General features: G+C 59.5%; 21 protein-coding genes and 2 pseudogenes. 9 read left to right on the top strand and 14 right to left on the bottom strand.

What is annotated here, in order from left to right:
* Positions 1 to 11 precede the first annotated feature (11 nt).
* Positions 12 to 2,825 carry a winged helix-turn-helix domain-containing protein gene (locus FHT84_RS08970; RefSeq protein WP_162736916.1) on the bottom strand — a complete coding sequence of 938 codons (2,814 nt, stop codon included), beginning with the start codon at positions 2,823 to 2,825 and terminating at the stop codon, positions 12 to 14.
* A gap of 174 nt (positions 2,826 to 2,999) precedes the next feature.
* Here FHT84_RS08970 and FHT84_RS08975 point away from each other — a divergent pair, with 174 nt between their 5' ends.
* From FHT84_RS08975 to poxB, 5 genes are all read left to right on the top strand, one after another.
* Positions 3,000 to 3,941 (top strand): hypothetical protein, encoded by a 942-nt coding sequence (locus tag FHT84_RS08975; protein WP_162736917.1) that lies wholly within the window; start codon positions 3,000 to 3,002, stop codon positions 3,939 to 3,941.
* Positions 3,942 to 4,561: 620 nt separating this feature from the next.
* Entirely contained in the window at positions 4,562 to 5,998 is a 1,437-nt protein-coding gene (locus FHT84_RS08980; protein ID WP_113248803.1) for a cytochrome ubiquinol oxidase subunit I, read from the top strand.
* Position 5,999: 1 nt separating this feature from the next.
* Positions 6,000 to 7,010, top strand: a complete 1,011-nt coding sequence (gene cydB, locus FHT84_RS08985) for a cytochrome d ubiquinol oxidase subunit II (protein WP_113248804.1) — start codon at positions 6,000 to 6,002, stop codon at positions 7,008 to 7,010.
* The gene (locus FHT84_RS08990) at positions 7,010 to 7,150 is read left to right on the top strand and encodes a DUF2474 domain-containing protein (protein WP_113248805.1); all 141 of its coding nucleotides are present in this window, start codon (positions 7,010 to 7,012) and stop codon (positions 7,148 to 7,150) included. Before cydB ends, FHT84_RS08990 begins: the two co-directional genes overlap by 1 nt.
* A 111-nt stretch (positions 7,151 to 7,261) precedes the next feature.
* Positions 7,262 to 8,989 (top strand): ubiquinone-dependent pyruvate dehydrogenase, encoded by a 1,728-nt coding sequence (gene poxB / locus FHT84_RS08995; RefSeq protein WP_183761837.1) that lies wholly within the window; start codon positions 7,262 to 7,264, stop codon positions 8,987 to 8,989.
* Positions 8,990 to 9,701: 712 nt separating this feature from the next.
* Here poxB and FHT84_RS31365 read toward each other — a convergent pair.
* From FHT84_RS31365 to FHT84_RS09020, 6 genes and pseudogenes are all read right to left on the bottom strand, one after another.
* Positions 9,702 to 9,914 (bottom strand): annotated as a pseudogene (locus tag FHT84_RS31365) (hypothetical protein); the annotation flags it as partial.
* Positions 9,915 to 9,922: 8 nt separating this feature from the next.
* On the bottom strand, positions 9,923 to 11,170 hold the full coding sequence (locus FHT84_RS09000) for an oxalate decarboxylase family bicupin (protein ID WP_183761840.1): 1,248 nt from the start codon (positions 11,168 to 11,170) through the stop codon (positions 9,923 to 9,925).
* Position 11,171: 1 nt separating this feature from the next.
* Entirely contained in the window at positions 11,172 to 11,639 is a 468-nt protein-coding gene (locus FHT84_RS09005; RefSeq protein WP_183761843.1) for a hypothetical protein, read from the bottom strand.
* 308 nt (positions 11,640 to 11,947) lie between these two features.
* A complete protein-coding gene (locus FHT84_RS09010; protein WP_112345816.1) occupies positions 11,948 to 12,322 on the bottom strand; it encodes a response regulator in 375 nt (124 codons plus the stop codon).
* A 64-nt stretch (positions 12,323 to 12,386) separates the two neighbouring features.
* The gene (locus FHT84_RS09015) at positions 12,387 to 13,043 is read right to left on the bottom strand and encodes a response regulator transcription factor (RefSeq protein WP_113248809.1); all 657 of its coding nucleotides are present in this window, start codon (positions 13,041 to 13,043) and stop codon (positions 12,387 to 12,389) included.
* Complete coding sequence (locus tag FHT84_RS09020; protein ID WP_113248810.1) at positions 13,036 to 14,613, bottom strand: ATP-binding protein; 1,578 nt, start codon at positions 14,611 to 14,613, stop codon at positions 13,036 to 13,038. Before FHT84_RS09020 ends, FHT84_RS09015 begins: the two co-directional genes overlap by 8 nt.
* A gap of 595 nt (positions 14,614 to 15,208) precedes the next feature.
* Between FHT84_RS09020 and FHT84_RS09025 the strand changes: the two genes are divergently transcribed.
* The 3 genes from FHT84_RS09025 (at position 15,209) to FHT84_RS09035 (ending at position 17,144) form a co-directional block, all read left to right on the top strand.
* Entirely contained in the window at positions 15,209 to 15,727 is a 519-nt protein-coding gene (locus FHT84_RS09025; protein ID WP_113248811.1) for a DNA starvation/stationary phase protection protein, read from the top strand.
* Between the two features lie 25 nt (positions 15,728 to 15,752).
* Positions 15,753 to 16,220 carry a DUF992 domain-containing protein gene (locus tag FHT84_RS09030; protein WP_183761846.1) on the top strand — a complete coding sequence of 156 codons (468 nt, stop codon included), beginning with the start codon at positions 15,753 to 15,755 and terminating at the stop codon, positions 16,218 to 16,220.
* 81 nt (positions 16,221 to 16,301) lie between these two features.
* Positions 16,302 to 17,144, top strand: coding sequence for an alpha/beta hydrolase (locus tag FHT84_RS09035; RefSeq protein WP_113248812.1), 843 nt, complete (start codon positions 16,302 to 16,304; stop codon positions 17,142 to 17,144).
* A 214-nt stretch (positions 17,145 to 17,358) separates the two neighbouring features.
* On the opposite strand, the gene FHT84_RS09040 is transcribed toward FHT84_RS09035, so the two are convergent.
* Entirely contained in the window at positions 17,359 to 19,038 is a 1,680-nt protein-coding gene (locus tag FHT84_RS09040) for an FAD-dependent oxidoreductase (RefSeq protein ID WP_183761849.1), read from the bottom strand.
* A gap of 308 nt (positions 19,039 to 19,346) precedes the next feature.
* Between FHT84_RS09040 and FHT84_RS09045 the strand changes: the two genes are divergently transcribed.
* Positions 19,347 to 19,877, top strand: coding sequence for a cytochrome c (locus tag FHT84_RS09045; RefSeq protein WP_113249065.1), 531 nt, complete (start codon positions 19,347 to 19,349; stop codon positions 19,875 to 19,877).
* A 109-nt stretch (positions 19,878 to 19,986) separates the two neighbouring features.
* Here the strand turns inward: FHT84_RS09045 and FHT84_RS31370 are convergent.
* From FHT84_RS31370 to FHT84_RS31375, 6 genes and pseudogenes are all read right to left on the bottom strand, one after another.
* Positions 19,987 to 20,145: pseudogene (locus FHT84_RS31370) on the bottom strand (DUF411 domain-containing protein); the annotation flags it as partial.
* 109 nt (positions 20,146 to 20,254) lie between these two features.
* Positions 20,255 to 20,539 carry a copper-binding protein gene (locus tag FHT84_RS09055; RefSeq protein ID WP_145646324.1) on the bottom strand — a complete coding sequence of 95 codons (285 nt, stop codon included), beginning with the start codon at positions 20,537 to 20,539 and terminating at the stop codon, positions 20,255 to 20,257.
* A 24-nt stretch (positions 20,540 to 20,563) separates the two neighbouring features.
* Positions 20,564 to 21,043 carry a plastocyanin/azurin family copper-binding protein gene (locus tag FHT84_RS09060; protein WP_113248815.1) on the bottom strand — a complete coding sequence of 160 codons (480 nt, stop codon included), beginning with the start codon at positions 21,041 to 21,043 and terminating at the stop codon, positions 20,564 to 20,566.
* Between the two features lie 33 nt (positions 21,044 to 21,076).
* Positions 21,077 to 22,423 carry a copper oxidase gene (locus FHT84_RS09065; protein ID WP_183761852.1) on the bottom strand — a complete coding sequence of 449 codons (1,347 nt, stop codon included), beginning with the start codon at positions 22,421 to 22,423 and terminating at the stop codon, positions 21,077 to 21,079.
* 14 nt (positions 22,424 to 22,437) lie between these two features.
* A complete protein-coding gene (locus tag FHT84_RS09070; RefSeq protein ID WP_183761855.1) occupies positions 22,438 to 23,901 on the bottom strand; it encodes a TolC family protein in 1,464 nt (487 codons plus the stop codon).
* The gene (locus FHT84_RS31375; RefSeq protein WP_246698515.1) at positions 23,898 to 24,125 is read right to left on the bottom strand and encodes a hypothetical protein; all 228 of its coding nucleotides are present in this window, start codon (positions 24,123 to 24,125) and stop codon (positions 23,898 to 23,900) included. Before FHT84_RS31375 ends, FHT84_RS09070 begins: the two co-directional genes overlap by 4 nt.
* Between the last annotated feature and the right edge of the window lie 22 nt (positions 24,126 to 24,147).

Genomic DNA, 24,147 nt, shown 5'->3' on the forward strand with positions numbered 1-24,147 from the left:
TCATCTCCTATTCACTGCACCTGCGTCGGGACGACTTTTGTGATCTGGCGACGCTCGATCCTACGGTCCGGCTCGAGAGCGACAGGCTCCGTGGTATCGCTTGTTTGGGAGAGCCTCAACGCCGTTTCTCTGCAGCGAATTTGCCAAGCGACCATCTTGTTGCGTTCTGCAATCGCCTGGGCTTGCCGTAGACAGGCAAACGCATCCTGCGGCCGTTCAGGGTGCATCAGCTCCGCCTTAACCCGCAGCAGTTCGGGCAGATGCCATGCCTCACCGCTTTCGGCGCACATCGCCAGCGCGTCGTCGATTCGGAGCAATCCTTCGTCTCCGCGACCGCAGCCCAGCAGAGCCTGGGAGAGAAGGCACAGAAAGAGCGAGCGTCGAACCGGCCATCGGGTACGCTCCAGTTCGTCAAGTCCGCCCGAAAGTTGCTCGACTGCGTCACCATGTGTACCGCGACTAAGGGAAAGGGCGCCGCGAAAGCAACGGCCCCAAGCTCGCCACGGTCCAAACGCTTGCCGCCCAGACGTATATTGCAGCAGATCCACTCGCTCTTCCATCACCGCCAGTGCGCCGGCAAAGAATGGCACCGGGCACCCTGCCTCGGCCAACACGAGCGAAAGGGTGGACGTGTGCCCACGCGCCAGGGCATCATCGACGCAGTTCGCGGCAGATGCGAGAGCCTCCTCCGGCTTACCCAGCAGCCACAACGTCATAGCTTTATAGGCGCTCGCGCTCGCGCCTTGATCGTACTGCATCCGTACGATCGTGCTCAACGCTGGTGGCTGGCTACTGATAAAGCGCTCAAGGCTGTCATACGCCTGGGTGATATGCCCCAGATAAAGTTGCGAAATGCCGATCAGCCGCTCTCCGATCTTTGCTCCCGGGGCTTTCTCCGCCCCGACATATGCCACTTTCCGGAATGATTCGGCGGTCGCCAGCGAGCGGCGATATTTGCCTGCAGCAAGTTCGGAAAGCCAATTGCCATACAAGGCGTCGAGCTTCAGAGATGCATCACCCGAAGCCTCGGCGAGCCGCGCCGCCCTGGTCCACAGCGTCTCGATTTCGGGCCCAGGCCCAATCGTATAGACCAGGGCCGTTCCCAATGAACTCAGCAGCGATATCAGCCGGGCAGGGTCGGCTTGACCGCGTTCCTCAAGTGCTGCTGCTGCACGTTCGAAATAAACACGGGCTTCGCTGACAAGCGAAAGCTCAAACCAGACAGTGGATGATGCTGTCGCGAGTTCCACCCCGAGTTCGGCGTCACCATTCGGACCGAAGCACCAGGCCAAGCAGGCACGAAGATCATCAACCAGGCCCGCAAAACTGCTTGTCCGTTCTGGGCTCTCCGCATGCGCATCATGCCGGTCGAAACTTTCCAACTTCGTCCTGACGTAGGTCGCATGGCGTTTACTCAGACGGTCGAATTCTCCACGTTCGCGAAGTTTGGCCCGGGCATACACCCGCGTCGTCTCAAGCAGCCTATAGCGTGGTACCGCCTGTGTGAAATCGGCGCTGATAAGCGATTTCATAACGAGACTGGCAATGTCTTCGGTCGTACTCCAGATCGGCTCGGCGATGGAAGCGACCTCCGCGCCGGCGTCGAGAGAGAAAAGACCCGGGAATACCGCCAGTCGGGAGAAAGTAGTCTTTTCACTGTCGGATAGCTGGTCATAGCTCCAGTTGAGGGCGGCCTGTAATGTCTGATGGCGCGGTAGCGCGGTGCGTTGGCCGAAGGTCAGCAACTGGAAAGCATCGTCGAGGTGCTGCCCGAGACCGTGGACGCCGTAAGCATCAACGCGTCCCGCCGCCAGCTCGATCGCCAATGGCATTCCATCAAAGCGTCGACAGAGCTCGACAATAACAGGAACGTCCGCCGGGCGCGGGACATAGCTGCCCAGCACAGCCGCAGCCCTTTCCACGAAAAGACGGACAGCCGCAAAGCTGAGAAAGTCGATGGAAGAAGCATCGTGGTCAGCAGGGGGTACCTCGAGGCCGGAAAGGCGGAAGACATATTCACCGGCCGCCCGTAAAGGCTCCCGGCTCGTTGCCAGAACCTTGGCTTGCGGTGAACTTCGCAATAACTCCTCTGCCGCCTGCGCGGTCGCCTCCAGAAGATGCTCGCAATTGTCCAGGATGATTAATGGGTCTTTGACTGGCAGGGGCTCTGACAACGGTTGCTGCGCGATTTTGAGCGTCGTAGCGATCGCCGCCTTTATCGTGCTCTCGACGTGCAAAGTGTCCGAAATCCGGGCAAGATCAACGAGAATCACGGCGCCGTGCAGAGGGAGAGAGCCGCGCCCTACTTCGATTGCCGTTGTCGTCTTTCCGACGCCACCGCTTCCCGCGATCGTGACCAGACGCCTTTCGGCTAAGTGAGCGGCTAATGCGGCGACAACCACGTCGCGACCGATCACGATTTGCAGCGGGCTGGGAAGATTGTGAAACGTCAACAAACTCTTCGGTTGCACCAGCGGCAAAATTTCGGGTGTCGAGACCGTCACCCGGCCCGAGAAGACATATCCTTGTCTCGCGACGTTTTCGATATAGCTCTGCCCCTCTTGACCGTCGCTCAATATGCGCCGGAGAGCCGTAATCTGCACGCGAAGGTTGGCCTCTTCGACAAACAGTTTCGGCCAGGCACTTGCCATCAGATCTTGTTTGGACACGACTTGGCCGGCTTGTTCGACGAGGGCGATCAGGATGTCGAGAGCGCGTCCGCCCATCACAACTTCCTTGCCGTCTTTCGTGAGCTGCTTGGCTCCAGGCGACAGGCAGAAAGGACCGAACGAAATCACGGAGCGATCGACGTTATGATTTGACAAGGGTGGACCCTTAAAGTCGCCACATTATAAAATGCTCTCAATATCTGCACAGAATCACGCGGCTACCCCTCCAGTCTAAAGGGATATTCCGCGTCGGAAACCGAGACTTTCTTGTTCTGCGTTGCAGCAATTTTGCTCTACCCCTCCGTTGAGGTCAAGAGGCGGCGTCGAGCGTTGTATCTCATTGATGCCGCTGAAATCGCTCGACTGTTTCGTACTTGCTTTCACAGGAGCACCTGGCGTTTCCGGGATGTCATTCGGCAGTTTCAAGTCGGGCGGCAAGAAGACGAGCGCGGGCACCATCGCCCAGTTCAACTATTATGCTCGCTCGTATTTTTGAAGGCCGACATTATCGAGGATGCGATGCTTCTCGGCGATAACGTCAAGCCGGATCTCGAAGGCTTTCTGTTCATTGCACCAACGGCATGGAGAAGAAACTCGGCCGCTGGCGCGACGTCCCCTTTACACTCGACATCAAAAATTTTGCAGTTTTTTACACCTTCGTCCGAGATAGATGGGCTATTCCTGTTGCATCCATCCGCGACGGAGAATCCCATGCGCGATACCGACTGCAACAAATTTCACCCGCCTCCGTCAGATGAGGTGGAGAGTTCTGCGGTCATCGATTCGCAAAGTTATCACCTTATCCATCAAGCCCTGATCGAGGCGCTGTCTCTCGGCGTAGACTACGAAGTTGAGCAGATGGTCCGGGCCAAGAATGTTCCTGCCGTACGCCAGCGGGTACAGGTGCAATTCGGTTACGACGGACACGATAGGATTTCAGCGTTACGAGCGACATTCGAGCGGGATGGAGAAGTCGTATGCTGTTGGCTAATCCAGAGCCAAAACGAGATACAACAATTGATTTATAATATAGAAGGAAGGGGCGCGGACGAACTGGCTGATCTCTTCACCGTGATTTGTATTAATGCGCATACAGCGAAGCGGTATGTAAAGCTGGAAAAAGTTCGCGAAACGCAAGCGGTGATAGACAAAATGATACCTAAGCTGAATGATTTTTGGCTTAGATCACAGGACTATATTAGACGACGCAACATTGTGAAATTGCTAATGGGAGCGTCACAAGCACCGACCACCCCGTATAAGCAACGATAATATTCATAGACCTATCCGCGCCACCCGCGAACTGACATCTTTCGGAATATTTATCTGCCGCAATCGGCAATCGCCAGATACAGTACCGGTCGACGCACTCATTTTCTTCTAAGGGCAGTTATCCAGTTGGCCCATCAAGAGTTGCCGCTCCTATCTCGGCGGGGATAAAATACACTGCCTCAGCAATCGCAGACGACCGGCCCTCCGCGGGCGATACGTTACGGCGCGTCCATTCAATCCCGGTTCGTCCGGCGCAGGTGCGCCCGAAAAACCTTCGTACCGGGACGCGACCGGCCAATATCGCGCTCTCAAAGTTCAGTTCGCTCGCGATGTCAGGGCCGTCGCCTCTCAGTTGTGCCCTCGCGGCAGAGAAGGCGCCATGTGCAGCCTACGACGAAGCTATGCGAGCAGACAGCTGCGCCTGGCTGATCGATTTTGTCCCGAGGAGACATTGAGCCAGGCCGTATAACCGCGTTGAGGGCTAATAAGAAGATATAGCTAAGCTATACTTACGTTTAGTTGCGGCTCGGACGCCCTCCAGTGAATGTAATGCAGACGCTCGTCGATGAGCGATCGACATTTTGATCCGCCTTCACTCATTCACGCGAAGGAGAACCTCGATGCTGGGTTTCAGCGCATTGGAACTTGCGCGACTACAATTCGCCTTCACTGTTTCTTTTCATATCATTTTTCCGGCCATTACCATCGGCCTTGCCAGCTATCTGGCGGTACTCGAAGCATTGTGGCTGATCCGGCGCAATCCGGTCTATGTGGAGCTCTATCACTTCTGGTCGAAGATCTTCGCAGTCAATTTCGGGATGGGTGTCGTCTCAGGACTGGTCATGGCCTATGAGTTTGGCACGAACTGGAGCGGCTTTTCGCAGTTTGCCGGCGGTGTTACCGGCCCACTTTTAACCTATGAAGTCCTGACCGCCTTCTTTCTGGAAGCAGGCTTTCTCGGCGTCATGCTGTTCGGTTGGAACAAGGTTGGTCCAGGGCTGCACATGTTCGCAACGGCCATGGTCGCGCTTGGCACGCTGATCTCCACCACCTGGATTCTGGCATCCAACAGCTGGATGCAGACCCCGCAGGGCTTCGAGATCATCAATGGCAGGGTCGTGCCGACCGACTGGCTCGCGGTCATCTTCAATCCCTCATTCCCCTTCCGATTGGCCCATATGACGCTTGCCGCCTATCTTTCGACAGCGCTGTTCGTCGCGGCGGCGGCGGCTTGGCATTTGCTGCATGGCCGTTCGACGCCAGCGATCCGCAAAATGTTCTCGATGGCGCTGTGGATGCTGCTTTTCGTGGCACCGATCCAGATGTTCGTGGGCGACGCTCACGGTCTCAACACGCTCGAACATCAGCCTGCGAAGATCGCCGCCATCGAGGGCCATTGGGAAAACGATCCGAACGCCACAAGCCTGCCGCTTATCGCCTTCGGCATTCCCGACATGAAGGCCGAGGAAACGAAATATGCGATCGAGATCCCATATCTCGGCAGCCTGATCCTCACCCACACCTTGCACGGCAAGATCCCGGGGCTCAAGGAATTTGCGCCGCAGGACCGACCGAACTCGACGATCATTTTCTTCACCTTCCGCATCATGGTCGGCCTCGGCCTTGCCATGCTTCTGCTTGGGGTCTGGGGTGCATATCAGCGCTGGCGCGGCACGCTCTACCAGACCAGGCTTTTCCTGCTATTTGCCCTCTGTATGGGACCGACCGGGCTGGTCGCGGTTCTTGCGGGCTGGATCACCACGGAGGTCGGTCGCCAGCCGTGGGTGGTCTACGGAATCCTGCGTACCCAGGATGCGGTCTCAAACCATTCGGTCCTGACGCTGAGTGTCACGCTCGTCATGTTCATCGTCATGTATTTCCTGATCTTCGGCACTGGCATCGGCTTCATGCTGAAGATGGTTGCGCAAGGTCCCTATGAGGGTCGCGGCAGCACGAGCCCGCCGGATGGTGGCAAGATCCAGCGCCCTGCCAGACCGCTCTCGGCCGTTCCCGACAACATCACACCCACGCCGCTGCGCGAAACCACGGAGGTTTGAGATGGGTATCGATCTTCCGCTCATCTGGGCAGTCATCATCGCCTTCGGCGTCATGATGTATGTGATCATGGATGGTTTTGATTTAGGAATCGGGATCCTGTTTCCCTTCGTCTCCGACCGCCAGGAGCGCGACGCCATGGTCAACACCGTGGCGCCGGTCTGGGACGGCAACGAGACCTGGCTCGTGCTGGGCGGTGCCGCTATGTTCGCCGCCTTTCCGCTCGCCTACGGCTTCCTGCTCAGCGCCCTCTACCTGCCGCTGATGTTCATGCTCGCTGGTCTTATCTGGCGGGGCGTTTCCTTCGAGTTTCGTTTCAAGGCACCCGATAGCCGCAAGCCCTTCTGGGATAGGGCGTTCGCAGGCGGCTCCTATATTGCGACGTTCTCGCAAGGCGTGGCGCTCGGAGCGTTCATCAACGGCTTCGAACTTGACGGCACGCGTTTTGCCGGCACAGCCCTCGAGTGCTTCACGCCCTTCAGCATCTTCACCGGCTTCGCCCTTATGGTTGCCTATGCGCTTCTTGGTTCGACCTGGCTCATTATGAAGACGACCGACGACCTGCAGCGGCGAATGCGCGATCTTGCACAGTGGATCGCCATCGCACTCCTCGTCGTAATCGCCATCGTCAGCGTCTGGACTCCCCTCATGCATCCGCAGGTCGCAGCGCGCTGGCTGAGTTTCCCGAACCTCTTCTACTTTGCCCCGGTCCCCGTACTGGTTCTGGGGGTGACCTGGCTTCACCTGCGGGTGCTGCGAAGCCGCAAAGTTCACGCAGCACCATTCGTACTCGCACTATTGATGATCTTCCTCGGCTATACAGGACTCGCAATCAGCATGTGGCCATACGTGGTCCCGCCATCGATCACGATCTGGGCCGCAGCGGCCCCGCCGGAAAGCATGGGCTTTGCGCTCGTCGGTACGCTCCTGATCATCCCGATCATCCTCGTTTATACGACCTGGTCCTATTACGTGTTTCGCGGCAAGCAGACTGTTGGCGAGGGGTATCATTGATGGTGCTCCAGAGCCTCGTTCACGGACCGGTCAAGCGGCTCGGATGGATGGTTGCCATTTGGTCCCTGTCGGTTGTCACCCTCGGCATCTTCGCCATGGGCTTTCGCATCATCATGTCCCTGGCGGGACTGACTGAATAATCCCGCCACGACGTCCCTCGACCCTACGATCTTTCACGCCGATCGCCGGCGCGAGCATCCCGCGGAACTCACGGCGCTCGACATCTTAAACTAACCATCAAGGAGTGTATCATGGCCAAGAAGGCAGCAGACGTCATCACCGAAGTCCTCCATAGCGCTGGCGTGCGCCGCATCTATGGCGTTGTCGGCGACAGCTTGAACGGGCTGACGGAATCTTTGCGGGTTCGCAAGGACATCGAATGGGTTCATACCCGGCACGAAGAGACAGCGGCCTTCGCCGCCGGTGCCGAGGCTCATCTGACCGGTCAGCTTGCGGTCTGCGCCGGCAGTTGCGGGCCGGGCAATCTTCATCTGATCAACGGCCTCTTCGATTGCCATCGCTCGCGCGTTCCGGTTCTTGCGATTGCCGCCCAGATACCCTCGGCGGAAATCGGACGCGGCTATTTTCAGGAAACCCATCCGGACCAGCTTTTCCGGGAATGCAGCCATTTCTGTGAAATGGTAAGCCACCCGGACCAGCTCCCCGGTGTGCTGGAATCGGCGATACGTGCGGCGGTCGGCAAGCGTGGCGTAGCCGTTATCGTCATCCCGGGCGACGTCGCGCTTTCGGAATTCACGGGCAAGATCTCCCAGCCGGCGGCATTCGCGCTGCCACAGCCGTCCGTTACACCGCCGCCGAGCGAAATTAGCCGTTTCGCCGACATCCTCAATGGCAGCTCGAAGACGACCTTGTTCTGTGGCCGTGGCTGCCAAGGAGCCCATGCCGAGCTGCTGAAGCTCGCCGAACGTCTCAATGCACCGATCGTCCACGCGCTTGGCGGCAAGGAACATGTCGAATGGGACAACCCCTATGATGTCGGCATGACCGGCCTGATCGGCTTTTCTTCCGGCTACGCCGCCATGGAAGATTGCGATACGCTCGTCATGCTGGGCACCGACTTCCCCTATCGCCAGTTCTTCCCCTCGCAGGCCAAGGTCGTGCAGGTCGATATACGTCCGGAAAATCTCGGGCGGCGCGTGCCGCTCGACCTTGCCCTTGTTGGCGACGTCAAATCGACGATCGAGGCGGTCCTCCCGCTGGTCGAGCCAAACTCGAACAAGGCCTATCTCGACTATTGCAAGGAGCGGTACGTCAAGGCGCGGGCCGGGCTGGATGATCTGGCGACCGGCAAGGCCGGCCGAACGATCCACCCGCAATATCTGGCAAAGCTTGTCAGCGATCACGCCTCTGAAGACGCCGTCTTCACCTTCGATGTCGGGACGCCCACGATCTGGGCCGCGCGTTATCTAAAGATGAATGGCAAGCGCCGGATGATCGGGTCTCTCGCCCACGGGTCGATGGCCAATGCCATGCCGCAGGCGATCGGTGCGCAGTCGGCTTATCCCGGCCGGCAAGTCATCAGCCTTTCGGGCGATGGCGGCTTCGCGATGCTGATGGGCGATTTCCTGACACTCGTGCAGCAGGACCTGCCCGTGAAGGTCGTCATCTTCAACAACTCCACGCTTGGTTTCGTCGCCATGGAAATGAAGGCGTCAGGCTTCATTGAAACAGGGACGACGCTGAAGAACCCGAACTTCGCCGAGCTCGCGCGGGCGGTCGGTGTTCATGCGCTTCGGGTTGAGGATCCGTCGGAACTGGAAGGCGCGATCAAGGATGTGCTGGCCCATAACGGGCCGGCCTTGCTTGATGTCGTGACGAACACCCACGAGCTTTCCATGCCGCCGCAGATCAAGGCGGAGCAGGTCAAGGGCTTCAGCCTCTGGGCGTTGAAGACGGTGATGAATGGCCGCGGCGATGAGCTGATCGACCTCACACTCACCAATTTTCTCAAGCGTTGACATGATCCTTGAAGGAGCGCTTGAGCACCTGATCACGATCACAGGATGGACGCTCCGCTCGGAGCGTCTTTCCGTTGCTGGTGCCTGACCTTGGACAATGGCAATGGGAACTAGCGGCGTTGGGAAGACTCCTTGAGCCAAAGGCGCCAGCCACTTTTCGCATTTGGCTGGCAACACCCCTCTTATCGTCCAAAGCATTTGGAACGAATATTCATTCAGACATCCACCTGATCGAGCCACGTTCGACAACGTCTGTGCGAGGGACGGCCGCGTCGCTATCGCTCGCACGCTCGCCGTGGAGCCGGCGGTTGTCCTGTTCAACGAGGTGACGAATATGCTGAACCCGCGCTGATCAAGTGCGTGCTCAATCTTATGGTCGATCTCGGAGATGCGGCGTGAGGATGGTTGTGGTCATGCACCAAGTGGGTCTCACGCCACCGGCACCTAAATCAGGTCATCGTCATGGACGAAGGGCGCGTGGTGAAGGCACGCACCCTGACGCGATAATCGGCAATCCTCAGAGCCCGCGCCAAAGGCGGTTACTTGCCGGAGCGCTCTGGGTAAGGAAAGAAACGGGGATGAACGCCATAATGGCGCGTGCTCGGCTGGGCAAGGACGGTTGCGAAGACCGGTATGTCCGCTATCCAGTCCAGCTCTTGCCTCGGAGTATTGAGCTCGCCCTTAGAACTTCCTCACCGGCCAGGACCGTCGAGCAGCCGATCTCGCGCGGAACATGGAACCCTTCGGTCTGTGGCACGAGGCCAGCGCCCCTTCCGGTCAGTCCGGATGACAAGCGTTCGCAGGTTCTCACGTCGTGGCCGTCTGCCTGCAAGAGGATAGCAGTGAAAAGGCCGGCGAACGAGCCGCCGGCAATATGGAAAAGGTTTGGCGTCGGACACTGTGGCAACGCCGATGATGAAGGCATGCGAAGGCTCACCCCGGCATGATGCCTGGCTGGTTTGCGGGGAATTTCGCCGTGTCCTCGATGCTGATGTTGAGATGCTGGGCCACCAGCGCCGGCGGCGTGTGTGTCAACCAGGAAGACAGGCTGACCTCCTGGTATTCGGCAGTCTTGAAGACCGCGACGAATTGCAGATCGGTATGACCGGTATTTTCGATGATGTGGCCCTGGCTTCTTTTCACGTAACCAATATCGCCTGCACGGAAATCGCCGGTCTGGCTGCGTGGGCCCGCGTCGAACACGGTCATCCGGCCTTGACCCTTGATCCAATATTGCCATTCGTCCGCATTCGGGTGCCAGTGCATCTCGCGCACGCCGCCCGGCTTGATGGTTTCGATAGCAGCGGCGATGGTTTTGGACACTGTAAAGGCGCTACTGTCTGCAAGACGAATAACGCCAGCAGCATTTTCCTTCAGCGGTTTTGATGCCGCAAGTTTATAGGTGAAGGGGAAAGGGGGAAGACCGGCGCCGGCAACGGCTTCCTGATCCTTCGACAATGGGCCTGGTTCCTTGCCCTGGAAAATCCAGAGATCCTGCAGGGGGATATTGCGAAACACATCTTGTGGCACGCCGAAATTCTTGGCGAGCAGTTCGGGTGAGGTGTGGGCCAGCCAGTCCGTCAAAAGCAACGTGCCATATTCGGACTGGTCGCCTTCGTCGAAAACGATGACGAACTCGCATCCGTCGGGACCAAGCCCCTGCAGCGAATGGGGGTAGCCGGCCGGAAAATACCAGAGATCACCGGCCTCGACGTCCTGCACATAGGCGCGACCCTGTGTATCGAGCACGGTGATGCGGCAACGGCCATTGGTCATGATCGCCCATTCCGCGGCACGGTGCCAGTGCATCTCACGAATGCCGCCCGGTCCCAGCCGCATGTTGACGCCGGACACGGCATCCGAAATCGCGAAGTCCGACTTGGTCACCTGACGTGCCCATCCGCCGTTCTGGATACGTTTGGGGGCGTTGTTGAACGAGCCCCAGAAGAGCTGCATGTCGCCCACGTCGGTCGCCGGCGGGCTCTGGAAAGAGGGAAACTGCTCGTTGATCGCCGGGTTCTTCGGGCCGGGATCGCTCAGTCCCGCGGCATTGGCATTGATTGCTCCTTCGGCAGGCTGGTCGGGATTGCCGAAAGATGCTGCTCCTGCTGCGCTGGCGGCAAGGGCGGTGCCGCCGACCGCGCCGATTGCGAGGACTGCGCGTCTGGTGAACGTTTCCATTTCAGAACTCCTTGTTCATGGCGAGTTGGGATGAGGGGTGGATAAAGCGGGTTTGGGAACCGAGCCGCAGCACCTCCATGCGGTAGATCAGTTCAGCATAGAGAAGCCGGCGCTGAAGCTGGCAGAAGGCTTGGGGCTGGAATGGATCGTGCCGATCCGTTTTCCTGCTGGCGCGGGTGGCGATGCAGGAGGCCTTGTCAAAAGCGGGAGGAAGTGCCGTGGCGGCTGTGTCGTCGCTGCCGGCAGGCAAGGGAAGGGCGACATTGCTCGATTGGTCGACCGCCTTCGGCGTCAGAATTCGAAACGCATCGGCTGCGGCCACTTGCTCAGGAGCGGCAAGCGCCGGCTCGGTGGCCCGGATCAGAATGGCACTGCCACCGACAAGGGCGAGCGCGCCCAACGACAAAACGACGGCGATTCTAAGCTTGCGCGGTTTGCGCGGATGCACATTTTTGCTGATGGAGGTCATGCCGTGCCTCGTGAACTGGTGATGGTGTCTTCAGCGCACCTCCCTTGCAGGGAGAGGCTGATCTGGGGAAAAGGCTATGGCGAGATGGAGGTTTCGGCATCTATACAGAGGTCTAGTTTGTCTCTGCAGAAGGTGTTAGCAGCCACTAAGGCCGGCAGCAGGCGGCCCGATATCGGCACCCGCCGGAAGGTGGGAGTGTTGAGAGATCGGGAATGGCGCAAACGTTACAGGAGGGGCGCCGAGACGCGATGCGAACGGCAGATGGTCGCAAGATGCTGACAGCACTTCCGACGGTAATGCTGTCGGCGTTAGGTCTGCCCGGCGAGAGCGGATTCCAGGCATTCCATGAGATTGCCGACATTGACCGGCTTGCGGAGAAAGGCGAAGGCGCCGCCGCTCAGGGCGGCATTGCGGGTACGATCGTCCGCATAGGACGTCACGAAGATCATCGGAGGATGTCGACCGCGCCGATTGAGCTCGCTCTGCAGCTCGATACCGGATAGTCCGGGCATCTTCACATCCACGACGATGCAGTCGATCTGCGCCTGCGTATGGGAGTCCAGAAACTCTTCCGCAGAAGCAAACAGGCGGCTTTCGTAACCGAAGGACATGATGAAGTCATCCATGGCTTCACGGATGGCCTGGTCGTCGTCAACGACGGCAATGATGGGAACGGAGGACAATCAAGTGACCTTTTCTGTTGTTCTTATGTCTCTATGCGCTCATGCCCGCTTGAAAGATACCATACTAAGATACAGGTGGCCGGAGCTTATCGTCGATCAGTTCCGCTTTCCGCACGAGGTCGGCGACCGATCTCGCCTCCATTTTGCGCATGACATTGCCCCGGTGCAATTTCACGGTGACTTCGCTGATGCCAAGCTCGTAGGCGATCTGCTTGTTCATCAGGCCGCGGACAACGGCGCCCATGACCTCGCGCTCGCGTGGCGTCAGCTGCCCGGCAAGGGAGGCGACGGCCTCGTTCTGCGCGTTTTCGCGTCGTCGTGATGCATCCCGCTCCATCGCAGCCGCGACGGCATCGAGAATGTCCTGTTCCTTGAAGGGTTTGGTCAGAAAATCCACCGCGCCCGCTTTCATCGCCCGAACGCTCATCGGAATATCACCGAAGCCGGTCATGAAAATGATCGGCATCCTGTTGCCGACGCGTTCCAGCTGCGTCTGAAAATCAAGGCCGCTTACGCCTGGAAGCCGCACATCGAGCAGAAGGCAGCCGTGCCGGTTCAGATTGGCTTTTTCGAGAAAGGCCGCGGCACTGTCGAAAGCTTCGGCATCGAATTTCATGGAGCGGAAAAGATCGGTGAGTGCCTCCCGCATCGACACATCGTCGTCGACGATGAACACGATGGGCGACGGCGGCTCCTTTGTTGTCTTGCGTGGCTCAGGCATGTTCCATCTCCTGGCTGATCGGCATTGAAATGGTGAAGACCGCCCCGCCGAGAGGATGATTGTCACCGGTTAGCCTGCCGCCGCGTGTTTCCAATGTCGTGCGGCAGATGGAAAGCCCCATGCCCATTCCCGTCGCCTTGGTCGTGAAGAACGGCGAAAACAGCTTTTCCTTCATCTGCACGGGGAAACCAGGTCCACTGTCCTGAACGGTGATATAGATATTTTCCCTGTCTTCGCGTTCCTTCCGCACCGTGATGGTGCGATTTCCGGTACCCGCCTCGTCCATGGCCTGAATGGCATTGGTAAGGAGGTTGATGAGGACCTGCTGCAATTCGATCCTGACGGCCGTTATCGGCGGCGTGGCCTCTTTTTCCACATGAACTGTAACGCCGCTGCGCTCCAGCTCATGTTCGAGAAGGCTCAGCGTTTCATCGATGAACTCATCGAGGTCGAAGGTTTCCATCTTACCCCTCGTATGGGCCAGCAAGTCGCGCGTGTTCTGGATGATTTCACTGGCGCGCTGGCTGTCGCGGATCATGCGCTCGGCCGAGCGGCGGGCGGCGGCAAGATCCGGCGGATCGCGGTCCAGCCAGCGCAGCAATGTCTGCGCATTGACGATGATGGCACCGAGCGGCTGGTTCAACTCGTGGGAGAGAGACGCGGACATGGCTCCCACGGTGGCTGCCTTCGAGGCTTTTGTCAGTTCCGCCTGGGCTTCAGCCAGCGCCTTCAACGCCATTTCGCGCTGGGTGATATCCACCATGCTGACCACCACGCGGTTGAAGGAGGTCGCCTCGGCGGGAAAACTGATGGAAAGAAGTACAAGCTTGTCTTCGCCGCTGTCGGTGCGCACTACCACTTTGTCTTCAAAGACACGCTGATTGTCGATGATCGCCTGCAGCACATCGACGAACTTGCCGGACGAGGAAACGACCGATCGCTGAAGAGTGCCGCGGATCGAGGAGTCGTAACCCAGCATTTCCTTTCCGGCTTCATTCGAAGCAACGACCGTGATGAGATCGATGCATTGCTGCGTAAAACCTGGATTGGCGCGGGCATGGGCCTGCATGTCGGTGATGCCCTGCTGCTTAAGGCTCATCAGCAGGGTATGAAGCTTCGAATAGTCGCGTTCCCAGAGTGCCACCCGCGTGCGGTCGAAGATGGAGCGATAGCGCTCCTCGCTTTCCTTGAGCGCCGTGTTGACGGACAGCAGCGCCAGTCTGTTGGTCTCTGTTTTGACAAGCAGCATGGTCGTGACGGTCAACGCCGCGAGTGCAACGATAAGCCTGAGCCCGGATTGAAGATCGACATCCTGTGCATGGGTCAGGGCATAGGATAACAGGGAAAGAATGGCACAGGCGCAGGAGATCGCGATGAGTCCCGATCGGCTTACCGCCTGCGCGGCCAAGAGCACGGCGACGACATAGAGCACCGCGATCGCGCCTTTTATGTCCGTATAGGTATCGACATAAAATACGACGGCCGCCAGCGAAAACGCCCCAAGACCGAACGCCATATGCGCGCCGCCTATCGGCTCGCGCGCTCGAAATATCATAGACGCAATCGACATTGTTCCCCCGATGCGATTTTTGCCGACAATACGGCTTTTTCGACACCATCTGACCTATACATAGGTCTTAGTTGCCACCGCCGTCGAGGCATCAGGATAACGGCAAATAAAGGCGGCGCTAATGAAAATCCTCACATCCGATTTGGCGCCCACCGGGCCGGCCGGCTACACGCTGTTCGACGGAGCAAAAATCTGCATTCATTGCCTGGGTCTGCACGCCGTACGCGATCCTTTGGCTAAGGATCGTGATCGGAAAACGCCCTCACAGGAGCGAATAGATTGCCTGGATGCCGGAGGCGAAAGAAAAAGGCCGTCTCCTGCGGCAGGAGACGGCCTTGGCGGATTGGGAGGGAATCCGCGGCTCCGGGGGAGGGGATACCGGAGCTTCTGGCTGAGCGCCAATCGCCTTTGGGCAGAGGCGATGGACAAAAGCTAGCTCAAGGCGGAATCTGCCGAAACTACACTTAGGTATCGGGTCGACTGTACAAGCAGCCGATTTCTCCGGCTCCATACTTCTCCCTATCCTCAGCGCCGATCAGACAGCAGCCGCAGGTCGCTCAGCACTGAGCGGCCGGCTGCAACAAGGAGAACGATCATGGATACGACCACCGCTACCAGAAACCGCAAGCTTGCCCTTGCAACGCCGACCGACCTTGGCGCCGAAGCGCCCCGCGACATCGCCGCCGCGCTGACCGCGCTTCTGGCGGATGTTTTCGCGCTCTACATCAAGACGAAGAATTTCCACTGGCATGTCTCCGGCCCGCATTTCCGCGATTACCACCTGATGCTCGACGAGCAGGGTGAACAGATCTTCGCCATGACTGACGATATCGCCGAGCGCGCCCGCAAGATCGGCGGAACAACCATTCGCTCCATCGGCCATATTACCCGGGTGCAGCGTCTCCTGGACAACGACGCGGATTTCGTCACTCCCGACGACATGCTGGCCGAGCTTCGCGAGGACAATCTGCAGCTCGTGGAAATCATGCGCCAACTGCACACGCTGACCTCCTCCCACAACGACCACGCCACCACCAGCATCCTTGAAAACTGGATCGACGAAACGGAACGCCGAGCATGGTTCCTGTTCGAAACGACCCGCCGTGCGCGCTGAGCCCTGTTGCGAAGAGGATCATCCGATGAAAACCACCATCTTTACCATGCTTGCAGCCGGCATGCTCCTGGTCCCCGGCGTTTCCCATGCGGAGCGCGCCGAGGTCGGCCAGCTGGACTGCGACGTTTCCGCCGGGATCGGCGCCATAGTCGGCACCCGGCAGGACCTGGCCTGCACCTTCACCCCGAGCGGAAACGCGCCGGTCCAGCACTACATTGGCAATATTACGGAATTCGGCCTTGATGTCGGAACTGTGGACAAGGGCCGCATGGTCTGGCTGGTCTACAACGCCACCCGCGAACCGGTGGGCGGTTTGCAGGGCACCTATGACGGCGTGACCGCTGGCGCAAGCCTCGGGGTAGGCGCTGATGCCGAAATCCTGGTCGGTGGAAGCTTGAAGAGCCTGTCGCTACAGCCGCTGGCCGTCGATGGCGATACCGGACTTAACCTTGCCGTCGGCGTCACCTCGCTCGAGCTGCGGCTCGCTCCGTAAGCTCTCGCTCGCCGTGCGATGGCCATGCCGTCGCTCGCATTTTTCAAGATCCATTCCATCCTGCATTGAAGGAGCATTCCAATGACCGAATCATTCGTAAAAACCAAGGACGGCGTCGATATCTATTTCAAGGACTGGGGTCCGAGGGATGCCCAGCCGATCGTCTTCCATCACGGCTGGCCGTTGTCCTCCGACGACTGGGATGCGCAGATGCTGTTCTTCGTCCAGAACGGTTATCGCGTCGTGGCACATGATCGCCGCGGTCACGGCCGTTCCCAGCAGGTCGGCGACGGCCACGACATGGATCATTATGCAGCCGACGCATCCGCCGTAGCCGAGTATCTCGATCTCAGGAACGCGGTTCATATCGGTCACTCGACGGGCGGTGGTGAGGTCGCGCGCTACGTCGCCAAATTCGGCGAGCCTCAGGGCCGTGTTGCCAAGGCTGTGCTCGTCTCCGCCGTTCCGCCGCTGATGTTGAAGACCGAAACCAATCCGGGCGGCCTGCCGATCGAAGTCTTTGACAGCTTCCGCAAAGGCGTTGCCGAAAACCGCGCCCAGTTCTTCCTCGACGTGCCGACCGGTCCGTTCTACGGCTTCAATCGCCCCGATGCCAAAATCTATCCCGGTGTCATCCAGAACTGGTGGCGTCAGGGCATGATGGGTAGCGCCAAGGCCCATTACGACGGCGTCAAGGCCTTTTCCGAAACCGACCAGACGGAGGATCTGAAGGCGATTACCGTGCCGACGCTCGTTCTCCACGGCGATGACGATCAGGTCGTGCCGATCGCAGATTCAGCGGAATTGTCGGTCAAGCTCCTGAAGAACGGAACACTGAAGGTCTATAAGGGCTACCCCCACGGCATGCTGACGACCCATGCGGACGTGATCAATCCGGACCTGCTGGCCTTTGTGAAGGCTTGACGGGCTGAAGCGATCCGCCGCCCGCAAAACTCGGGCGGCGGGCCGATCCTTCGAGCATTTCAGGCGAAAACAGCAGTTCCTTCAATGCTCTATCACCTTGTTTTCACGCAATTCCGTACGCAAACCACTTTTGTCGAAGTTGCTTTACCTCAGGAGGTCATGCCGATGAGGTTGCCAGCCCTCCCGAGATGGAAGACCTGCCGCCGGTGGCCGGCTAGTGCCGATCTTGCCTTGCGACATTTCGCGCCAGGAAAGAATGGATCTGCGCAATGACGGCCGCCCCTTCACCGACGGCGGCGGCGACCCGCTTGGTGGAGCCGGCGCGTACATCTCCAACGGCAAAAATGCCAGGGCAGCTTGTTTCCAGCGGCAGTCGCTCGCCATCACCGTTGCGTTCTCCTGTGAGCACGAAGCCGTTTCCATCGGTCGCGACACAGCCGTCGAGCCAGCCGGTGTAGGGATCGGCGCCGATGAACAGAAAGAGGTGGCGCGAGACACATTCCTCGGTCTCTCCGGTCCGGATGTCACGGAAGGTAGCGCCAGTCAGGCCTGTCTCTCGATTACCATGCAGGCCCATAATCTCGATACCCACATGGAGTTCGACATTGGGCAATGCCGCTATCCGGTCGATCAGATATTGGGACATGGTTTGCTCGAGCGGTCGCCGGACCACGAGGTGCAAGCGTCTTACCTGGGGTGCGAGGTAAGCAACGGCTTGGCCCGCCGAGTTTCCGCCGCCGACCAGAGTGATTTCCTCTCCGGCGCAGAGGCGGGCCTCGATCGGAGATGCCCAGTAGGAGACGCCAGCTCCCTCCAGCTCTTCGACATTGGCAATATTGGGCCGACGGTAGCGCGCTCCCGACGCGATCACGATGGAACGTGCGCGTGCAGTACATCCATTGCTAAGCTCAAGGGAGAACGGAGCTGCCGCATCGGTTCCGTGACAGCTCAGCTTTCCGACGGTCAGCGGGATCGCAACCTCGGCGCCGAATTTCGTCGCCTGATTGAAGGCCCGACCTGCAAGAGCCTGTCCGGAGATGCCCGTGGGAAAGCCAAGATAGTTTTCGATCCGGGCGGATGCGCCCGCCTGGCCGCCGAAGGCCCGCGAATCGACAACGAGAACGGACAGTCCCTCAGATGCCCCATAGACGGCAGTGGCCAGCCCAGCCGGGCCCGCACCGACAACTGCCACGTCATAGACATTCTTCGGATCGAGATCCGGCATGATGCCGAGACAAGACGCCGCGTCTGCGTCGCTCGGATTTCTGAGCAGTGTCCCGTTTGGACAGATCATCAATGGCAGATCTTCCGGTGCGATGCCGAGCCGTTCGACCAACTCGCGTCCCTCGACTTCGCATGCGGCGACGAGGGCGTGGGGATAGCCATTCCGGGTGAGAAATCCAGACAATCTCACGATGTCGGGGGCATCCCGGCGCCCGACCAGAATCGATCCGGCGCCCCCGATCCGCCCTTCTTCGATCAGCGCAACGCGACGGAGTATAAAGGCGCGCATGATTGCCTCACCCACATCCGCCGACCCGATCACCAGTGCACGCAGATGCGGCGCATCGAAAGGTATAGCCAATACGCCCTTATCGCCCGCGACGACCGATGCCAGGGTTGCATGGCCAGACAATTGATTGGTCTCGCCGGTGAACTGGCCGGGACCATAGGTGCCGATCACGGATGACCTCCCAGTCGCGCCACGGTGAATTGCATCGGCCGAGCCTTCTAGAACTAGCCAGGCAGGAACGTTGCGAGCGCCGATCTCATAGAGGATATCGCCGGGGCCGAAACAGCGCGGTTCACCGCTCGCGAAGCGCCGCGCCGCGCCGATTTGAAGAGCTGAAAGCGTTGGATATGTTTGCTCCCTCCGAGCATCGCTGATCGCCATGATGTGAACTCCGTATCGGCCTATGCTTGTATGACAACATCCGGAACAGTTCGCCAGTCCACATTGCGATTGCGCACCATCAAAGCCAACTCTTGGGGCTCTGCCAGCGGACATTCATACCTCAATTGCTTCCTCTTGCGCGATACCGGGAAGAACAACCAGGAATTCCTCGCCGGCGTAGCTTGGCGGCCTCTTTTTGCCCGCTTCGCAACCGAGACGGTGGACTTCAGACGGCGATGATTTCATGCTTCGCCAAACTTTTATTGGATCCATCAAACGTGCGGGTTTCCCTGACAGTTTCCAAAATGATGCCGCTCTTCAGCCTGGTGGCTCTCGCCCCCGTGCTCGCCTCTATCGGTTTTGCGACGCAAGACGTCGTCGCACTTCGGCAGGCCGACATGAAAGCCATGGCAGCCGCAGCGAAGACGATGGCGGAGATGTTCCGCGATCCCGGTCGCTATTCGTCGATGGAGTTCGAGAGGGCTGCCGCTGCCATCAGCGCCAGATCGGGTACGGTGCTGGCTGCTCATTTCGCCCGAGGACTGGACGATCCGAGCTCGAAGGCCAGCTCCGAGATCGGAGCGGAACGCGAGCGTTTCGGCGGTCTGGCGAATGATCTCCGCGATTATGCGCGGGCGCTGGAGGCGGCCGCTGTCGAAAACCGCGGAGCCATGACAGAGAGCATGCGGATGAAGCCTGGCGAGGCGATGGGCGGAGGCCCGTTCGGGGTTCACGTCCAGAACAAGGCGCAACTGGCATCCGTTCCTGCCGAGCATATCTTCCACCTGATGCTGCAGACCTGCACGACTTGCCACGCAGGGTTCAGAATGAACCGGTAAGATGTTGGTCGCGACAAGTGGATAGGCTGTAACCTTCCCGGGCCTCCGATCGGCAATCCACTGCCGGTGCTCGACCAGCTTTTCTGCTGACCTCTTGCGAGAGCGCCCTGATTGATGAGGGCGGCACACCCGGAACGGCCAATACTCGTAACGGTCGCCCTTCCTGCAGCCGCCGGTGGACGGCCTCGAGCGGCACATGTCCGTCGAGGTATTGGTCCTCGATAATAGCACTGTGACATCCCTCCAGATCGGCAGGTACGGCCAACCGCCGGGGGTGCCAGCGCGGAAGTCGCCATTGCGACGAAGCTTCTCCCGTGCATCGTCTCCACTCCTCACTCGCTGCCGCCCGGACGTGGATCCGGGCGGCAGGAGTTGGCCTACTTAACTTCAGTGACGGTCAGCTTGCCATTCACACGTTCGGCGACGAACTCGATGCTGGAACCTTCCTTCAGCTTCGTGAGAAGAGCCGGATCGTCGACCCGGAACACCATCGTCATTGCAGGCATATCGAGGTTTTTGAGCTCCTCATGCTTGATGGTGACCTTCTGGGCCTTGGCATCGACCTTGTTGACGACGCCCTTGGTGAATTCCTGCGCGAAGGCGCCCGCGGCTGAGCCGAACGCCAGAGCAGCGGCGAGGGCGATCTTGATAACGTTCTTCATGTTGCTGTTCCAGATGTCGAAAGGTTACTTGGCAGCGACGGTCACGTCGCCGTGCATGCCGGCTTCGTAGTGGCCGGGGATCAGGCAAGCGAACTTGAACTCGCCGTCGGACGTGAACTTCCAGACGATCTCTCCGGATTGACCGGCCGGAAGGCGGATGGAATTGGCGTCGGCATGTTCCATTTCCGGGAACTTCTCCATCACCGCCTTGTGCTCCAGGATCTTGTCTTCCTGGTCGAGCACGAACTCGTGGTCGGTGCCACCAGCATTCTTGATCGCGATCTTCACCGTTTGACCCTTCCGGACGTTGATGACGGCGGGCTGGAACAGCATCTTGCCGTCCTCGGTTTCCTTCATCGTCACCCGGATCGTCTGCGTCACCTTCGTCTTGTCGCCGGGCTCGCCAACGGCCATTTTCTCATCATGGCCGCCAGCGTGATTGCCGGAAGCGAGCGTAGGGGTTGCGAGAGCGACGAATGCCAATGCCAGTATATAATTCTTCATGCGTAGATCCTTTTTGATGTGAGGTATCGAGCTTCAGCCGTTCGTCGGCTTGGGTGTGATTTGCGTCTTTGCATCTTTGACTTTGGTCGCGTCCGGCAGTTCGCCGGTCCATTCCCAGGCCTGCGTTCCGGGTGGGTTCTGGTACCAGCCCGGATCGGAGTAGTCGTCCGCGGAGATGCCTTCGCGGACCTTCACGACAGAGAACATGCCGCCCATCTCGATCGGGCCGTGCGGCCCCCAGCCGGTCATCATCGGGACGGTGTTCTCCGGGATGGGCATTTCCATTTCGCCCATGTCGGCCATGCCCTTGGTACCCATGGGCATGTAGTCCGGCTGAAGCTTCCTGATCTTCTCGGCGAGCTTCGACTTGTCCGCACCGATGAAGGTCGGGATGTCGTGGCCCATGGCGTTCATCGTGTGGTGCGACTTGTGGCAGTGGATCGCCCAGTCGCCGAGATACTTGGCGTCGAATTCGTAGGCGCGCATCGCGCCGACCGGGATGTCGATGCTCACCTCCGGCCACCGGGCTTCCGGGCGGACCCAGCCCCCATCGGTGCACGTCACCTCGAAGTCGTAGCCATGCATGTGGATCGGATGGTTTGTCATGGTCAGATTGCCGACCCGCACCCGTACCCTGTCGTTCTTGGAAACGACGAGGGGACTGATGTCCGGAAACACCCGGCTGTTCCAGCACCACATGTTGAAGTCGGTCATCTCCATGACACGCGGCACGTAGGAGCCGGGATCGATGTCATAGGCGTTGAGCAGAAAGACGAAGTCCCGGTCGACGCGCATGAACGTCGGGTCCTTCGGGTGGACCACGAAGAAGCCCATCATGCCCATCGCCATCTGCACCATCTCGTCGGAATGCGGGTGGTACATGAAAGTGCCCGACTTCACGAGGTCGAACTCGTAGACGAAGGTCTTGCCGACGGGGATGTGCGGCTGCGTCAGCCCGCCGACACCGTCCATGCCGGACGGCAGGATCATGCCGTGCCAGTGGATCGTCGTGTGTTCCGGCAGCTTGTTGGTGACGAAGATCCGGACCCGGTCGCCCTCGACCGCCTCGATCGTCGGCCCCGGAGACTGTCCGTTATAACCCCAGAGATAGGCGGTCATCCCGTCGGCCATTTCCCGCTCGACGGGCTCGGCGACAAGATGGAATTCCTTGACGCCGTTGTTCATACGGTAGGGCAGGGTCCAGCCGTTGAGTGTCACGACCGGCTGGTAATCCGGACCGGATGTCGGATGGATGGGTGGCTGCATCTCCGCCGAGGCCATGGTCGGCGCGTCCGGCAGACCCATGGCCGATGTTTTGGTCCAGGCGCCGGCGGCGAGCAATGCCGCTCCTGCTCCGAACAACTGTCTTCTGTTGAACATGGTGGCTTCCTTTCTCAATGGCCGCCGCTGCTGCCGCGGGAGGCAGCGGCAACTTCGGTCTCTGCCGATGCGTTCGTCGCGCCGCCGCCGTAGATCGCCGGCGCAAGGCTGGCTTCGGCGAGCCAGAAATCGCGCTTGGCGTTGACGGAAAGCAGGATGGAGTTGATCTTGTCCCGGGTGTCGGTGAGCAGCTCGAACGTGTTGGTGATCATGCCGTTGTAGGTCAGCAGCGACTGCTCCTCGACCTTGGTGCGCAGCGGCACGACATTGTTGCGGTAGTGACGCGCGATGTCGTAGTTCGAACGATAGGCCTCGTAGGCGGAGCGTGCTTCCGAGCGGACATTGACGGCCTTCTCGGCAAGCTGGTTCGCCGCCCGCATGTATGCCAGCTCGGCCTTGCGCATTTTCGCCTTGCCCGTGTCGAAGATCGGGATCACGAATTCGAGCTCGACCTGGGCCGTGGTCCTCGTCTTCTTCTCTTTGTCCTCGACTTCCCGTTCCGTTTCGAAGCCCGTCAGGATTTCGAGGTCGGAGACATAGCGCGTCGCCTCCGTGAGCCCGTAGGACCTGGCTGTCGCCTCCAGGTCGAGCTTCGCCACCTGCAGGTCGATGCGGCTCTTCAGGGCCTCGGCCTCGATGGTATCGCGTCTTATAACGGCTTTGGGCAGCGGCGGCAGGCTGTTCGGAACTTGATAGTCCAGGTCGGATCCCCAGAGACCCATCAGCCGCGTCAATTCCTCCTTGGCAAGGCGAGCTGCGAGGCGGGCCTTCGCTGTCTCTCCGGCGAGCTCGGCGACGAACACATGTTCGCGCGCCTGAGCGCCCTTCGTCATCGCCCCTGTCTCCCCGAGCTTCTCTGCCAGCTCGGAAGCGGCGTCCGCCGCCGCCTGGGCGCGCTGTAATTGCCCGACGTTCTCCCACGCCGCCACCGCGCTGATCCAGGCGCGGCGGGTGTCGGCGGCGACCTGAAGCGTTCTTATGGCGGCGGTCAGTTGGGCCTGCCGGAAACGGGTATCGGCGATCGCCATGCCTCGGTTCCGCGTGGCGAGTGCCAGGATGTTCGTTGTGATCATCCCTTCGATGGTCTTGAACGCCTCAAGTTCCGGCGTGCCCATACCGGTCGTCCCGATGGATGCTGTCGGATTGATAAGCATCGTCGTCTGCCAGGCATCGGCAGCGCTGTCGCCAAGATCGGCGTAGGCGGCCTGGAGGCCCTTATTGTTGAGCAGCGCGATCTGGACGGCCGTCTCGGCGTAGAGGACCTTCTTTCGCGCGAGCAGGCTTTTGACCTCAGCGGCGGCCGACCGGGCCTGGTCCTGGTTCTGAATCCAGGCCGTCTGCTTGCCTGTCGCGATGGCGGTCTTGCTGGCAACGGAAGCAAAGCCTGCATCCTTGCCGGAATATTCGGCGCCCGTGACACAACCACTCAGCACCAGTGGGAATACCAGCGCGGCCATCGATTTTCCAAGGCCGATCATGAGGCGCCTCCATCGACTCGAGACTGGAGATCATTCTGTTTACGCCACGACCTGGGATCGACGGGTTGCCTGGGCACATAGCCCGAGATCGGCGACCGGTGTGCGATCGGGTGCAGGGAAGGCTGTTCGACCGCAGGGGAAGACGCCACTACGTCGGGAGGAAACGTGGATGCGCAGCCGCCGACAACAAGCGGCAGCCCCACCACGAAAAGCGAGTGTTTCATTGGAAGAATCCGAATAGGTCAC

Origin of the sequence: Rhizobium sp. BK289 (assembly GCF_014193575.1) — a bacterium.
Classification (GTDB): domain Bacteria; phylum Pseudomonadota; class Alphaproteobacteria; order Rhizobiales; family Rhizobiaceae; genus Rhizobium; species Rhizobium tropici_C.

Excerpts from the sequence above, each read along its gene's own strand:
- FHT84_RS09030 (WP_183761846.1), top strand. The coding sequence starts at position 15,753 with ATGAAAACCACCATCTTTACCATGCTTGCAGCCGGCATGCTCCTGGTC.
- FHT84_RS09040 (WP_183761849.1), bottom strand. The coding sequence starts at position 19,038 with ATGGCGATCAGCGATGCTCGGAGGGAGCAAACATATCCAACGCTTTCA.
- FHT84_RS09045 (WP_113249065.1), top strand. The coding sequence starts at position 19,347 with ATGCCGCTCTTCAGCCTGGTGGCTCTCGCCCCCGTGCTCGCCTCTATC.
- FHT84_RS09035 (WP_113248812.1), top strand. The coding sequence starts at position 16,302 with ATGACCGAATCATTCGTAAAAACCAAGGACGGCGTCGATATCTATTTC.
- FHT84_RS09065 (WP_183761852.1), bottom strand. The coding sequence starts at position 22,423 with ATGTTCAACAGAAGACAGTTGTTCGGAGCAGGAGCGGCATTGCTCGCC.
- FHT84_RS08980 (WP_113248803.1), top strand. The coding sequence starts at position 4,562 with ATGCTGGGTTTCAGCGCATTGGAACTTGCGCGACTACAATTCGCCTTC.
- poxB (WP_183761837.1), top strand. The coding sequence starts at position 7,262 with ATGGCCAAGAAGGCAGCAGACGTCATCACCGAAGTCCTCCATAGCGCT.
- FHT84_RS09015 (WP_113248809.1), bottom strand. The coding sequence starts at position 13,043 with ATGCCTGAGCCACGCAAGACAACAAAGGAGCCGCCGTCGCCCATCGTG.
- FHT84_RS09020 (WP_113248810.1), bottom strand. The coding sequence starts at position 14,613 with ATGTCGATTGCGTCTATGATATTTCGAGCGCGCGAGCCGATAGGCGGC.
- FHT84_RS31375 (WP_246698515.1), bottom strand. The coding sequence starts at position 24,125 with ATGAAACACTCGCTTTTCGTGGTGGGGCTGCCGCTTGTTGTCGGCGGC.
- FHT84_RS09005 (WP_183761843.1), bottom strand. The coding sequence starts at position 11,639 with ATGACCTCCATCAGCAAAAATGTGCATCCGCGCAAACCGCGCAAGCTT.
- FHT84_RS09000 (WP_183761840.1), bottom strand. The coding sequence starts at position 11,170 with ATGGAAACGTTCACCAGACGCGCAGTCCTCGCAATCGGCGCGGTCGGC.
- cydB (WP_113248804.1), top strand. The coding sequence starts at position 6,000 with ATGGGTATCGATCTTCCGCTCATCTGGGCAGTCATCATCGCCTTCGGC.
- FHT84_RS09060 (WP_113248815.1), bottom strand. The coding sequence starts at position 21,043 with ATGAAGAATTATATACTGGCATTGGCATTCGTCGCTCTCGCAACCCCT.
- FHT84_RS09070 (WP_183761855.1), bottom strand. The coding sequence starts at position 23,901 with ATGATCGGCCTTGGAAAATCGATGGCCGCGCTGGTATTCCCACTGGTG.
- FHT84_RS08990 (WP_113248805.1), top strand. The coding sequence starts at position 7,010 with ATGGTGCTCCAGAGCCTCGTTCACGGACCGGTCAAGCGGCTCGGATGG.
- FHT84_RS09025 (WP_113248811.1), top strand. The coding sequence starts at position 15,209 with ATGGATACGACCACCGCTACCAGAAACCGCAAGCTTGCCCTTGCAACG.
- FHT84_RS09055 (WP_145646324.1), bottom strand. The coding sequence starts at position 20,539 with ATGAAGAACGTTATCAAGATCGCCCTCGCCGCTGCTCTGGCGTTCGGC.